Annotated in this window: 13 protein-coding genes; 4 read left to right on the top strand and 9 right to left on the bottom strand. The window is 62.4% G+C overall.

Going from position 1 to position 12,027, the window contains the following annotated elements; translation table 11 throughout:
• Positions 1-50 precede the first annotated feature (50 nt).
• The gene (bhcR, locus tag HYN69_RS00890) at positions 51-866 is read left to right on the top strand and encodes an HTH-type transcriptional regulator BhcR (protein ID WP_108434078.1); all 816 of its coding nucleotides are present in this window, start codon (positions 51-53) and stop codon (positions 864-866) included.
• Here the strand turns inward: bhcR and rlmN are convergent.
• The gene (rlmN, locus tag HYN69_RS00895; RefSeq protein ID WP_108434079.1) at positions 863-2,041 is read right to left on the bottom strand and encodes a 23S rRNA (adenine(2503)-C(2))-methyltransferase RlmN; all 1,179 of its coding nucleotides are present in this window, start codon (positions 2,039-2,041) and stop codon (positions 863-865) included. The two genes, bhcR and rlmN, sit on opposite strands and share 4 nt — an antisense overlap.
• 99 nt (positions 2,042-2,140) lie before the next feature.
• A complete protein-coding gene (locus tag HYN69_RS00900) occupies positions 2,141-2,662 on the bottom strand; it encodes an invasion associated locus B family protein (RefSeq protein WP_108434080.1) in 522 nt (173 codons plus the stop codon).
• 185 nt (positions 2,663-2,847) lie between these two features.
• On the opposite strand from HYN69_RS00900, the gene HYN69_RS00905 reads away from it, so the two are divergent.
• Both HYN69_RS00905 and HYN69_RS00910 read left to right on the top strand, forming a co-directional pair.
• On the top strand, positions 2,848-3,855 hold the full coding sequence (locus HYN69_RS00905) for an asparaginase (RefSeq protein WP_108434081.1): 1,008 nt from the start codon (positions 2,848-2,850) through the stop codon (positions 3,853-3,855).
• A gap of 236 nt (positions 3,856-4,091) precedes the next feature.
• Complete coding sequence (locus tag HYN69_RS00910; protein WP_108434082.1) at positions 4,092-4,439, top strand: DUF2794 domain-containing protein; 348 nt, start codon at positions 4,092-4,094, stop codon at positions 4,437-4,439.
• A gap of 13 nt (positions 4,440-4,452) precedes the next feature.
• Here the strand turns inward: HYN69_RS00910 and HYN69_RS00915 are convergent, their stop codons facing one another.
• The 3 genes from HYN69_RS00915 to HYN69_RS00925 form a co-directional block, all read right to left on the bottom strand.
• Positions 4,453-5,271, bottom strand: coding sequence for a C40 family peptidase (locus tag HYN69_RS00915; protein WP_108434083.1), 819 nt, complete (start codon positions 5,269-5,271; stop codon positions 4,453-4,455).
• Positions 5,271-6,659, bottom strand: a complete 1,389-nt coding sequence (locus tag HYN69_RS00920) for a leucyl aminopeptidase family protein (RefSeq protein WP_108434084.1) — start codon at positions 6,657-6,659, stop codon at positions 5,271-5,273. The genes HYN69_RS00915 and HYN69_RS00920 overlap by 1 nt, the downstream gene beginning before the upstream one ends.
• 68 nt (positions 6,660-6,727) lie before the next feature.
• Positions 6,728-7,105 carry a hypothetical protein gene (locus HYN69_RS00925; protein WP_108434085.1) on the bottom strand — a complete coding sequence of 126 codons (378 nt, stop codon included), beginning with the start codon at positions 7,103-7,105 and terminating at the stop codon, positions 6,728-6,730.
• Between the two features lie 146 nt (positions 7,106-7,251).
• Between HYN69_RS00925 and HYN69_RS00930 the strand changes: the two genes are divergently transcribed.
• Complete coding sequence (locus tag HYN69_RS00930) at positions 7,252-7,902, top strand: carbonic anhydrase (RefSeq protein WP_108434086.1); 651 nt, start codon at positions 7,252-7,254, stop codon at positions 7,900-7,902.
• 40 nt (positions 7,903-7,942) lie between these two features.
• On the opposite strand, the gene HYN69_RS00935 is transcribed toward HYN69_RS00930, so the two are convergent.
• From HYN69_RS00935 to HYN69_RS00950, 4 genes are all read right to left on the bottom strand, one after another.
• Complete coding sequence (locus HYN69_RS00935; protein ID WP_108434087.1) at positions 7,943-8,134, bottom strand: hypothetical protein; 192 nt, start codon at positions 8,132-8,134, stop codon at positions 7,943-7,945.
• Positions 8,135-8,440: 306 nt separating this feature from the next.
• Complete coding sequence (locus tag HYN69_RS00940; protein WP_108434088.1) at positions 8,441-9,463, bottom strand: aspartate-semialdehyde dehydrogenase; 1,023 nt, start codon at positions 9,461-9,463, stop codon at positions 8,441-8,443.
• A 96-nt stretch (positions 9,464-9,559) separates the two neighbouring features.
• Positions 9,560-10,732 carry an MFS transporter gene (locus HYN69_RS00945; protein WP_108434089.1) on the bottom strand — a complete coding sequence of 391 codons (1,173 nt, stop codon included), beginning with the start codon at positions 10,730-10,732 and terminating at the stop codon, positions 9,560-9,562.
• Entirely contained in the window at positions 10,732-11,976 is a 1,245-nt protein-coding gene (locus HYN69_RS00950; RefSeq protein ID WP_108434090.1) for an MFS transporter, read from the bottom strand. Before HYN69_RS00950 ends, HYN69_RS00945 begins: the two co-directional genes overlap by 1 nt.
• Between the last annotated feature and the right edge of the window lie 51 nt (positions 11,977-12,027).

The raw sequence follows: 12,027 nt of genomic DNA on the forward strand, positions 1-12,027 counted from the left end.
TCTGTATTATTTATTGAAATCAATATGTCACGCTTTTTCAGGCATTTGTCATGACTGATCTTCCCCGCCTTCGTGGCCGCCCCAAGGCCTTTAACGACAAGACCGAACAGAACACGGTGCAGGCGCTTGACCGCGCCTTGGGCCTGCTTTCGACGCTTGCCGCTTCCTCGGGCCTGACGCTTTCCGAACTGGCGCAAACCTCGGGCCAAGCCGTTGCCACCGTCTACCGTGCGCTGACCACGCTGCAATCGCATGGCATGGTCGAATGTGAAGATCCGGGGCAAGTCTGGCATATCGGCGCAGATGCCTTTCGTGTCGGTTCGGCCTTTCTGCGCCGCACCAAGGTGGTCGAACGCGCCCGTGGCCCGATGGACCAGTTGATGCGTGACAGCGGAGAAACCGCCAATCTGGGCATCGAAGCGGGGGATGAAGTCCTGTTCCTGTCACAGGTCGAAACGCATGAGGCGATCCGCGCCTTTTTCCCGCCGGGAACCAAGGCGCCCATGCATGTGTCGGGCATCGGCAAGGCGCTGCTCGCCTGGTATCCCGAGGAAAAGCTTGACGGAATCCTATCACGTCAGGGGATGGAGCGGTTCACCACGTTGACCCATACCGCCCCCGCCACGCTGAAGCGCGACCTTGTCCATACCCGCGAGCGCGGCTTTGCCATCGACGATCAGGAACGCGCCGAAGGGATGCGCTGCGTCGCGGCCCCGATCTTCAACGCCCACGGCGAACCCGTCGCGGGCCTGTCCGTGTCAGGCCCCGCCTTCCGCATGGCCCTGTCGAACGCGGCGAATCTGGGCGATCTGGTCCGCACCGCCGCCGACCGCGTGACCGGGGCGACGGGTGGGATGCGCCCCTAAAGCCCCGCTTCCGCTGCGATCTCGCGCGATGATTTCCGCGCCCGCTCGGTCGCCGATTTCAACTGCCCGCAGGCTGCCATGATATCCTCGCCCCGCGGGGTGCGGATCGGGCTGGCGTATCCGGCCTTGTAGACGATGTCGGCAAACGCCTCGATCCGCTCCCAATCCGATCGTTCATAGGGCGCACCGGGCCATTCGTTGAACGGGATCAGGTTGATCTTCGCCGGAATCCCCGAAATCAGCTTCACCAAGCGCCGCGCATCGGCATCAGAGTCGTTTACACCCTTCAGCATCACATATTCGAACGTGATCCGTTCCGAATTCGACAGTCGCGGATATTCGCGCAACTCGTTCAGCAAGGTCTCGATATTCCAGCGTTTGTTGATCGGAACCAGCTTGTCGCGCACCTCGTCGGTCGTGGCGTGGAACGAAACCGCCAAGAGACAGCCGATCTCCTCGGCCGCCCGCGCGATTTCGGGCACGACACCACTGGTCGACAAAGTGATCCGCCGCCGCGACAGCGTCAGCCCTTCGTTGTCCATCACCACCTGCATGGCATCGCGGACATTCTCGAAGTTGTAAAGTGGCTCGCCCATGCCCATCAGCACGACGTTGGACACCAGCCGCGTTTCATCCTTGGGCGCGCCGGGCACCGGCCATTCGCCCAGATCGTCGCGCGCCAGCATTACTTGCCCCACGATCTCGCCCGCCGTCAGGTTCCGCACCAGTTTCTGCGTGCCGGTATGGCAGAACGAACAGGTCAGCGTGCAGCCGACCTGACTGGAAATGCACAGCGTCCCGCGATCCTTTTCGGGGATATAGACCGTCTCGACCTCATGCCCGCCCGCGATCCGCACCAGATATTTGCGCGTGCCATCGGCTGAAATCTGGCGGGTCACGACCTCGGGCAACTCGATGGTGAAATGCTCGTCAAGAAAGGCGCGGTAATCCTTGGCCAGATTGGTCATTCCCGCAAAGTCGCGCAGACCCCAATGGTAGACCCACTGCCAGACTTGCCCCAGCCGCATCTTGGCCTGCTTTTCGGGCGTACCCTTTTCGATCAGTGCCGCGCGCAACTGGTCGCGCGTCAGGCCGACGATATTGACCTTGCCGCCCTCGGGCAGCTTGCGCGGAAGGGTCAGCACGTCCTGAGTGATGGGCGCGGTGGCGGTCATGGCATTGTCCTGATCGGGTTTAAGCCAGTCATATAGGGGATTCGCCCCAAAAACAAAAGGCTCCCCGACGGGGAGCCTGTCGTCGCAATTACGTCACGCTTATTTGCAGCGCGTCTCGGCCTCGGTCACGGCAGCAGTAAAGCCGCGCAGGCTGAAGGTGTCTTTGGTCTGGGTGCCCTTGCCCGAACGCGCCGACAGCACCGCCTGCGATCCGTTCTTCATCGCCGCCAGAATGGCATCGTCACCGCCCGGCGCAGCCCATGCCCATTCGCCATTGGCGACCAGTTCAAAGGTCTTACCATCCACATCGACACCGATCTTCGACCCGTCGGCAAAGGGATAGCCGCCGGTAAAGGAAATCTCGGCGGGTGAACCAGGGCGATAGGTCACGAACAGCAGAATATCGCCGCGCCGCACCGAAACCGGCTGGCCGTCACGCGTGTTGACGGATTCCTTCGGAACCGTCACACCCCAGCACTCTTTCGGATTGTCCTCGGTGAAAACGTTCCAGTCCGAGGTCACTGCAACGCGGTTGCCAGACTCCTGCGCCGAAACCGCCGAAAGCGAAAGCGCCCCCGAAACGAGTGTCGCGCCAAGAACCCGGCCGAAATGGAACGTCATGTCTAGAAGCCTCCGATAATGCCCAAAGCTCTTGCGCTGTCGCCTTGTCGCCGGACCGACCCGACAAGTGGCGTCCTTTTCAGTGGCGCAGAACCCACCAACCCGATACTCCCTTCTAAACGGAAAAGTCGATTTCGCGAAAGCCCCATGGGCAAAAAATCGCGCAAGCGTGAGGAGGAAAACCCATGAGCAAGGTCAATGACGGTGCGGTTCCCGTAGCCGAAGCCTGGCGCGGTGGCATTCTGGAAAGCACCCATACCGGCCATGCCGTGATTTGTGACGAAACCGGACAGATCGCGCACAGCTGGGGCAACCCTTCAGCCATCATCTTCCCGCGCTCATCTTGCAAGATGCTGCAAGCTCTGCCGCTGGTGGAAAGCGGTGCTGCCGATGCGGCGGGCCTGACGCCGCGCCAGCTTGCCCTGTCTTGCGCCAGCCACGAAGGAGCGGCCCTGCATACCGATGCGGTCAGCCACTGGCTTGCCGATCTTGGCCTGTCCGAAGGCGATCTGCGCTGCGGGTCGCACGAACCCTATGACCGCGCCGAACGCAACCGTCTGATCGAAGCGCATGAAACGCCATGCCAGCTTCACAACAACTGCTCGGGCAAGCACGCGGGTTTTCTCACCCTGAACCGGCACCTGAAAGCCGGATCGGAATATGTCGAGGTCGACCATCCCGTGCAGAAAGCGGCACGTGAGGCGTTCGAGGCCACCACGGATGAGGCCAGCCCCGGCTACGGCATCGACGGCTGCTCGGCCCCGAATTTCGCTACATCGGTGCTGGGACTTGCCCGCGCGATGGCCAGCTTTGCCGCAGCCCGCGAAGATGGCGGGGTGCGCCAGAATGCCATGCACCGGCTGACCCACGCCATGGCCGCCTATCCCGAAATGGTCGCGGGTGAAGGGCGGGCCTGCACCGAACTGATGCGCGCCATGGGGGGGCGGGTTGCGATCAAGACGGGGGCGGAAGCGGTCTTTGTCGCTATCGTGCCGGAAAAGAAGATGGGCATCGCGCTCAAGATAACCGATGGCGGCACCCGTGGGGCGGAAGCCGCGATTGCGGGGCTGCTGGTCAAGCTGGGCGTGCTCGATGCCGAACACCCCGCCACGCGCAAACGCCTGAACGCGGTGCAAAAGAACTGGCGCGGGTTTGAAACCGGCATCACCAAGCTTGCACCCGGCTTTGCCTGACAAAGCAAGGCCCCCGTCGCGGCAAGCAACGGGGGCCCCTTTGTGCGATCGCCCGGTCCGGACAGATTGGGGGCAATGTCGCCGCGCCGTTCGATCGTCTGACACCCGTATGACGGGCAAACACGGCAAAAATTGGGGGCTTTCCCGGTTTCACCGGGGCCATATCGGGGCAAGTTGTGGAACCGCGGGCGTCAGCCTTCGCTTGATTTGCCAAGGCAAGGGGGTAATCTGACCAGATGACCGTGCAGACGCCGACGCCTTTCCCGCTGTCCGACACCCTGCCCGAGCAGGTCCATTTCGACCGTGCCGAATTGTCGATGATCCTTACGCTTTATGGCCGCATGGTCGCCCTGGGCGAATGGCGCGACTATGGCATTTCGGCCCTGCGCGACATGGCCGTGTTTTCGGTCTTCCGTCGCACCGCCGAAAATCCGCTTTACCGCATCGAAAAGCGTCCGCGCCTGCGCGCCAAGCAGGGCATGTATGCTGTCGTCGGGATGGATGGCCAGATCTTGCGGCGCGGGGCTGACCTTGCGGCCGTGCTGCGGGTCTTGGAAAAGAAACTGATCCGCCCGATCGACTGACCGAATTGGGTTACTATGGCCTGCGCCGCATCAGGACGGGCAGCCCTTCCTGCGCCATGACCCTTGCGATACAGGCCGCGACACCTTCGTAAGCCACCGACATCGTATGACCGTTGGCGTGTATAAGCTGGTCGGCATCGACCGCCATCGCCACATGGCCCTTCCAGAACACAAGGTCACCGCGTTGCAACGGCGCATCTTCGGGCAGATCGGTTCCGACCGAACGTTGCTGGTCGCTGTCGGCAGGGCAGGGCTTGCCGCAGGCGATCAGCGCGGCCTGCACCAGGCCCGAACAATCGATGCCTGCCCTGCTGTTGCCGCCCCAAAGGTAGGGCGTGCCGAGGAAAAGCTCCGCCACCGTGACCGCATCGGCAAACGGCGCATCGAGCGGGCGCAGGTGCATCTCGGGAATGAAGCCTTGCGGCGTTTTCGCAAACTTTCCCTCGATTTCCGTGACCGTTACCAGACTGCCAAAAGACAGAGCCGCAACTTCGGCTGCCTGCACGCGGGGGCCTGAATAAAGGTGGCTCGCCGGGGCCGCTACGCGATGCGTCGGCTTGCTGGCAGCGCCAAGTGCTGCGTCAGCGACATAGCCGCAATAGCCATCCTTCGCCGCTTGCACAAAAGCCCAACCGTCATGACGTTCGATGACCATCACGGCCTCGCCCCACAAAAGCTGTCGGTCGCGGTTGCCTGACGGCCCATCGAGCAGATCGACGACCTGCGCTACAACGTCCGCCGCTTCGCCCGCTACGTAAAGCGGGGCATCGACAATGCCGCGCATGGATTGCAGCGCCACACGGCCGTTTGCAGGCGTCAGGCGGCGATCCATCACAGACCCAGCATCGCCGGCAATGCCAGAAGCAAGGCCCGCGCGCCTTGGCCTGCGCCCCCTTTCGGGCGGGCGGGTGCCTCGGTCGGGGTGTGGCCGTAGATGTCGAAATGCATGTAGCGCGGCTTGTCGACGAAGCGCCGCAGGAACAGCGCGGCGGTGATCGAGCCCGCAAAGCCAAAGCCGGGCGCGTTGTCGAGATCGGCGATCCCCGGTTCGATCACGCTTTCATAGGCGTCATGGAACGGCATCCGCCAGACCGGATCGAACCCCGCCTGCGCGCCGGATTCCAGCGCCGCCACCGCCCGTGCATCGTCGGTGTAATATGGCGCAAGATCCGGCCCCACCGCCACGCGCGCGGCTCCAGTCAGCGTGGCCATCGAGATCACCAGATCGGTCTCTTCCTCGCAGGCGTAAGCCAGCGCATCGGCAAGCACCAAGCGCCCCTCGGCATCGGTATCGTTGACTTCGACCGTCAGGCCCTTGCGCGAGGTCAGAATGTCCTTGGGCTTGAGAGCGTTGCCCGAAATGACGTTTTCCACCGCGGGCACCAGAACACGCAGGCGGATCGGCAGGTTCAGGCGCATGACCATCAGCGCCAGCCCCATCACGGTTGCAGCCCCACCCATGTCTTTCTTCATCAGCGACATGCCCGACGACGGCTTGATGTTCAGCCCGCCCGTGTCGAAACACACCCCTTTGCCGACCAGCGTGACCAAGGGCCCCTTTTCGCCCCAACGCATGTCGAGCAAACGCGGCGCACGGGGAGACGCACGGCCGACCGCATGGATCATCGGAAAATTCTGCGCCAGAAGGTCATCGCCCCGGATCACGGTCGCATCCGCAACGAAACGGTCGGCCAGATCGAGAAAGGTCGCCTCCAGCTCGGCGGGGCCAAGGTCGCTTGCGGGCGTGTTGATCAGGTCGCGGGTCAGAAACTCGCCCTCGGCCATGGCAGCCAGCAAGGCGGGGTCGCACCCCTCGGGGCATTTCAGCGTGACCGCCTCGGGCATTTTCGCCTCGGGCCGGTAATAGTCAAACCGGTATTGTGCCAAAAGCCAGCCAAGCGCGGCTTCGGTCTTTTCTGCCACGCCGAGCGGTCCTTCAAGATGCCAGACCCCTGCCGGCAGGGCAACGCAGGCCTTGGCTACACCAAAGCGCGTGCGCTTTCGGCTTTTGGCGGTGCCGAACCCGACTACTGCGGCCTGAACCTGTCCGTCGGGAGCGGGCAACAACCGAACATCGCCAAGCGAGGCTTCGAATTTCGTCGCCCCTAGCCAAGCTGCTTCGGCTTCCGAACATTCTGCCAGAAAGGCAGAAAGCCGGTCGGACGAGACGACATGAAGCGGGCGCGAAGGCGCGGCAGGATCGGCAAAAGCGGGGATCATTGGCACGGTTCCGTCACTACTGGGGCAAGACCAGCCTATCCGACCCAAAGATGCCCGCAAGGCCCGGATTACCGGCCTGCCACCCATTCGCGGGAAAGCCCGACCAAAGACCGGCTGGCAACCCGCATCAGCCGGGCGCAAACTGCGGCAAAGGCCGTCGGGTCGGAATGGCTGCGCCGCAAATCGCCTGCGACATTGGCCAGACTGATAAGCCCAAGCCCCAGCGCCAGTTTCTGCACGCGGCGGGAATGCCACTGCACATCGGCAAGATCATGCAGCCGCACCTGCGTTGCGATTGCGGCAACCGCAAGCGCCAGATCCTCGATCGACCGGGCCAGCACGCGGGCTGCCGTGTCGGGACCAAGCCGGTCACAGATTTCACTGATCGCGCCTGCATCCTCGCGCAAGAATTCGCGCGGGCTCAGCGCAATGACGGCGCATGCCATGCCACACCTCGAAAAACACCACTCACCCGGCACACAGCATGTTTCGTGCCACTGAATAAAAGGTTGCCGCGATATGCAATAAACTCTCGAATTTTCCGTTTCAGGGGCCTAGGAAGGCGCACGGAACGAAGAAGCAAGGAGACCAGATGCTTCAGGCCCGCCCCCTCCCCGCCTATCTGATCCAGCGCTTTCAAGGTTGGAAGGCCACGACCTATCAGGACAATAAGGCGTGGTACCGGCGGCTTGCCGAAAGCGGCCAGCATCCTCGGGCCATGGTCATTTCCTGCTGCGACAGCCGCGTGCATGTCACGTCGATCTTCGGCGCGGACGAAGGCGAGTTCTTCATCCACCGCAACGTCGCCAACCTCGTGCCGCCCTACAATCCCGATGGCGAATATCATGGCACCTCGGCTGCCGTCGAATATGCCGTAACCTCGCTCGGGGTGGCGCATATCGTCGTCTTGGGCCATTCCAACTGTGGCGGGGTGCGCGGATGCCACGACATGTGTTCCGGACACGCCCCGCAGCTTGAGGAAAAATCCAGCTTCGTCGGGCGATGGATGGACATCCTGCGCCCCGGTTTCCTGCGGATACAGCACCTGCCCGAAGCCGATCGCCCGCGCGCGCTGGAAAAGGAAGCAGTCCTCGTCAGTCTTGAAAACCTGATGACTTTTCCCTTCGTGCAGGCCGCAGTCGAAGAGGAGCGGCTTACCTTGCATGGTCTGTGGACCGATACGGGGGAAGGTGGTCTTGAACAATACGACCCGTCACGCGCGGGTTTCGTTCTGGTCGGTTGAACGGGCGCAGCGTCAGGGGTGGCGACGCGCCCACGAGCCTTCAGGCAGCAAATGCTTGCATGCGCCGGTTGGCATGCCGTGCGGTGATTTCGACGGCACTGCGATTGTGCAGGTCGAAGTCGTTGCGGAACAGATCCTGCAACTCGCTCTGGGTCATTTTGGCACGATCTGCAGCCCCCGCATCGGCGGCCTGGCGGCGCAGAAAGATCGACGATGCAAAGGTCTTGAACATGATATCCCCCGAAAGCGTGTCCGATACCCATTAGTGCCAATAAACATGGCAACATCTCAATGCGAACGAGGCTTTTCTTGGGCTTTCATGGGGATGCGGCTCATCCCTTTGGGTGGGTGTGGAAAAGACCTTTTGCCAGCGATCCAACCCGCTGGTCTGCCACATTAAGGCAATCACTTGGCGCCGCGTGCCGCTTCGTGGCGGAACATTGACCCGTACCGCTGCGCCGGTGACATGAGTGAGTCGGCACCGCAATGAAAAATCCCGCCCGATTGGGCGGGATTCGTTCAACAATGGCCGGGGATCTTAGCCCTTTTTCAGGCAGCGGTTGCCCAGCACTTCGGCGATCTGCACGGCGTTCAGTGCGGCACCCTTACGCAGGTTGTCCGAAACGCACCAAAGCGACAGGCCGTTTTCCACCGTGCTGTCCTGACGGACGCGGCTGATGTAGGTCGCGTAATCGCCCACACATTCGATCGGGGTGATGTATCCACCCGGTTCGCGCTTGTCGACAAGCAGGATGCCGGGGGCCTCGCGCAGGATGTCCTGAGCTTCTTCCCAGTCGAGGAAATCCTCGAATTCGATGTTGATCGCTTCGGAATGACCGACAAAGACCGGAACACGAACGCAAGTTGCGACGACCTTGATCTTCGGGTCGAGGATCTTCTTGGTCTCGGCCACCATCTTCCATTCTTCCTTGGTCTCGCCCGAGTCCAGAAAGACGTCGATCTGCGGAATCACGTTGAAGGCGATCTGCTTGCTGAACTTCTTCGGCGCGACTTCCTGACCGGGAACATAAATGCCCTTGGTCTGGCTCCACAACTCGTCGATGCCTTCCTTGCCTGCGCCCGAAACCGACTGGTAGGTCGAGACCACAACGCGCTTGATACGGGCGCGGTCGTGCAACGGCTTGAGCGCAACCACCATCTGCGCGGTCGAGCAGTTGGGGTTCGCGATGATCATCTTGTTCTTGTACATCTCGATGGCGTCGGCGTTCACTTCCGGCACGATCAGCGGAATGGCCGGATCGTAGCGGTAGAGCGACGAGTTATCGATGACTACGCAACCGGCTGCAGCCGCCTTGGGCGCGTAGATCTTGGTCGCCTCGGACCCGACTGCGAAAAGCGCGATGTCCCAGCCGGTAAAGTCGAAGGTGTCGAGGTCTTTGGTCTTGAGAGTTTTCTCCCCGAAGCTGATCTCGGTGCCCATGGATTTGCGCGACGCGAGTGCGACGATTTCGTCCACAGGAAACTCGCGCTCGGCGAGGATGTTCAGCATTTCGCGGCCCACGTTACCCGTGGCACCCGCGACGACGACCTTATAGCCCATCGGGGTTCTCCTTTACCCGTCCCCCCTGCGGGGACGGGGCCTGTTAGCCTATGGGCGGGTCAGGGAAAAGCGGATTCCGCCAAGACCGATGTCGCATCAGTCGGTCCGGTCGCGCGAAAAGGCATAGATCACCAGTCCGGCCAACAGGCTGACGGCGAAGAAGGCGAATATCGCCTGATAGGGCGCGGTTTCGGGCGGTGTCAGGGCTGCCGCGTGCAGCCTGCCCGTGACTACCTGTGCAAGTCCCACTGCAGCGATGCCGAACAGGTTCAAAAGCGTCACTCCGCGCCCGACCAGATGAGGCGGAAAAAATGCTCGCCCGTGTGCTACGACCATGCCGAAGGACGACCCGAAAAACCCGACTCCGGCCAAAAGCGCCAAGGCGGTAAGGGCACTTGCCGTCGGAATGGCCCATAACGCTGCAAGGCACAGCGCCACGGCCAGATTTCCGCCGAAGATCAGCCATTTGCGCGTGCCGAGAAACCGCTCCATCGGCCCGTAGGCAAAATTGCCCACCACCATGGCCAGCCCCATCACCAGCGATGCCCGCCCGATCCCTGCCGCATCCGCATGGAAGACATCGGCGAAATAAGGGCCGACCCACAGCCCACGCAATCCGGCTGCCGGCGCGTAGCAGACGACCATCATAATCACCACCGGCCATAACGCCGGCATACGCATCAGGTCGAACACCGAACCTTTGGCTTCATGCGTGACGCGCTGCGGGTCGCGCACCAAAAGCGCGATCCCTGCCGCCACGACCAGCGTGATGCCCGCCATCGCCCAAAGCGTGCCGCGCCAGCCAAATGCATCGACCGTGGCCGACAGCGGCAGGGACGCCGCGACGTTGCCGAGCGATCCGAAGCCGATCACCGCCCCCGCCAAGGTGCCGAACACCGCTGCCGAATAGGTTCGGGCAAAGATGTAGAAAGATGCCATAAGCACAGGCGCGCAGCCCGCTCCGATCAGGATCATCGCCACCCACAGCGCCACCGGACCCTGCGCTACGGCGAACACCGCTGCCCCGCCCGCCCCGCCGAATGCCAGCAGCGTGGCGGTCGTCCGTCTGGGGCCGATGCTGTCCAAGGCCCAGCCCACAGGCAATTGCATCAGCGCAAAGGACAAAAACCAAAGCCCCGACGCGGCGGCGAGGTCTTCTGCCGTTGCGCCAAGCTCGGACGCGAGCACGGGCGACAGGACGGCAAGGAAGGCGCGGTAAAACTGCGACAGCACGTAAGCCGCGACAAGGCTTGTTATGCCGACCTTCATCAAGCCGCCTGCGCCACGAGCGGTCTTTCGCGGATCGGCAGGTGCAGCACCGCCGAAAAGGCGCCCACACCCACGCCGATCCACCAGACCACCGAATAGCCCCCCGTCAGATCATACATCATACCGCCCAGCCAGACGCCCAGAAACCCGCCAATCTGATGGCTCAGGAAGACTACACCGTAAAGCGTGCCCATGTAGCGCAGCCCGTAGATATGGGCGACCAACCCGCTCGTCAGGGGCACGGTCGCCAGCCACAGCGCCCCCATGACCGCCGAAAAGACCAGAACCGATGTCGGGGTGATCGGCATCGAGATGAAGGCGGCGGCGGCGATGGTGCGCCCGGTATAGACGCCCACCAGCAGGTATTTCTTGGTGTAGCGCTTGCCCAGCCAGCCCGCCGTGACGGTGCCGACGATATTGAACAGACCGATTACGGCGATTGACACCGCACCCAGCGCCGATGTCGTGGTGATCCCCATGCCAGCGATCATGCCCGAAGGGTCGATTGGGCCGCAAAGCTCGGTCACGAAGGCGGGGAAATGCGCGGTGATGAAGGCAAGCTGATACCCGCAGGAAAAGAAGCCGAGGAAGATGAAGGTATAGGTCGGGTCCTTGAACGCTCGGATCAGCACGGTGCCGAGCGATTCCTCGAGTTCGGCTTTCGTGGCGGGTTTGCCGGGGGTCAGGAAGGGCAGCGCCACCATCGCGGCAAGGATCACTACGGCGAAGATGACAAAGACCGTCTGCCACGGGTGGCTTTGCAACAGCAATTCGGCGGTCGGCGCGCCAAAGACCTGCCCCGCCGAACCGGCGGCGGTGGCGATCCCCAGCGCCATCGACCGGTTCTCGGCACTCGCCGCGCGCCCGACGATGGCTAGGATCACGCCGAACCCGGTGCCTGCAATGCCGAAGCCGACGAGGATGGCCAAAAGCTGGTGCTCACCGGGAGTGACCGCAAAGGACGAAGCGACAAGCCCCGCCGCATAAAGCATGGCACCCAAAATGATTGCCCTGCGGTCGCCGAAACGTTCCGCCATCGCCCCGAAGATCGGCTGCCCGATCCCCCATGCAAGGTTCTGTATCGCGATGGCCAGCGAGAAATCGGCACGCGCCCAGCCGAATTCGGCTGCGATGGGGATCTGGAACACGCCAAAGCTGGCACGGATGGCAAAGGACAGCATCAAGATGACGCATCCGGCGATCAGGACCGGTGTCACCAGTTTGGATTGGGCGGTAAGGGGCATGTTCACTTCCTAGGCAGGCGTGTTTTCTCTGCCCAGTCTGCGGCGCGGTCA

It is taken from the genome of Gemmobacter aquarius, from assembly GCF_003060865.1.
In the GTDB taxonomy this organism is placed as follows: Bacteria; Pseudomonadota; Alphaproteobacteria; order Rhodobacterales; family Rhodobacteraceae; genus Paragemmobacter; species Paragemmobacter aquarius.

Coding starts and splice junctions, on each gene's coding strand:
- HYN69_RS00920 (WP_108434084.1), bottom strand. CDS start 6,659: ATGATCCCCGCTTTTGCCGATCCTGCCGCGCCTTCGCGCCCGCTTCAT.
- HYN69_RS00925 (WP_108434085.1), bottom strand. CDS start 7,105: ATGGCATGCGCCGTCATTGCGCTGAGCCCGCGCGAATTCTTGCGCGAG.
- HYN69_RS00940 (WP_108434088.1), bottom strand. CDS start 9,463: ATGGGCTATAAGGTCGTCGTCGCGGGTGCCACGGGTAACGTGGGCCGC.
- HYN69_RS00905 (WP_108434081.1), top strand. CDS start 2,848: ATGAGCAAGGTCAATGACGGTGCGGTTCCCGTAGCCGAAGCCTGGCGC.
- HYN69_RS00935 (WP_108434087.1), bottom strand. CDS start 8,134: ATGTTCAAGACCTTTGCATCGTCGATCTTTCTGCGCCGCCAGGCCGCC.
- HYN69_RS00950 (WP_108434090.1), bottom strand. CDS start 11,976: ATGCCCCTTACCGCCCAATCCAAACTGGTGACACCGGTCCTGATCGCC.
- HYN69_RS00930 (WP_108434086.1), top strand. CDS start 7,252: ATGCTTCAGGCCCGCCCCCTCCCCGCCTATCTGATCCAGCGCTTTCAA.
- rlmN (WP_108434079.1), bottom strand. CDS start 2,041: ATGACCGCCACCGCGCCCATCACTCAGGACGTGCTGACCCTTCCGCGC.
- HYN69_RS00945 (WP_108434089.1), bottom strand. CDS start 10,732: ATGAAGGTCGGCATAACAAGCCTTGTCGCGGCTTACGTGCTGTCGCAG.
- bhcR (WP_108434078.1), top strand. CDS start 51: ATGACTGATCTTCCCCGCCTTCGTGGCCGCCCCAAGGCCTTTAACGAC.
- HYN69_RS00915 (WP_108434083.1), bottom strand. CDS start 5,271: ATGGATCGCCGCCTGACGCCTGCAAACGGCCGTGTGGCGCTGCAATCC.
- HYN69_RS00910 (WP_108434082.1), top strand. CDS start 4,092: ATGACCGTGCAGACGCCGACGCCTTTCCCGCTGTCCGACACCCTGCCC.
- HYN69_RS00900 (WP_108434080.1), bottom strand. CDS start 2,662: ATGACGTTCCATTTCGGCCGGGTTCTTGGCGCGACACTCGTTTCGGGG.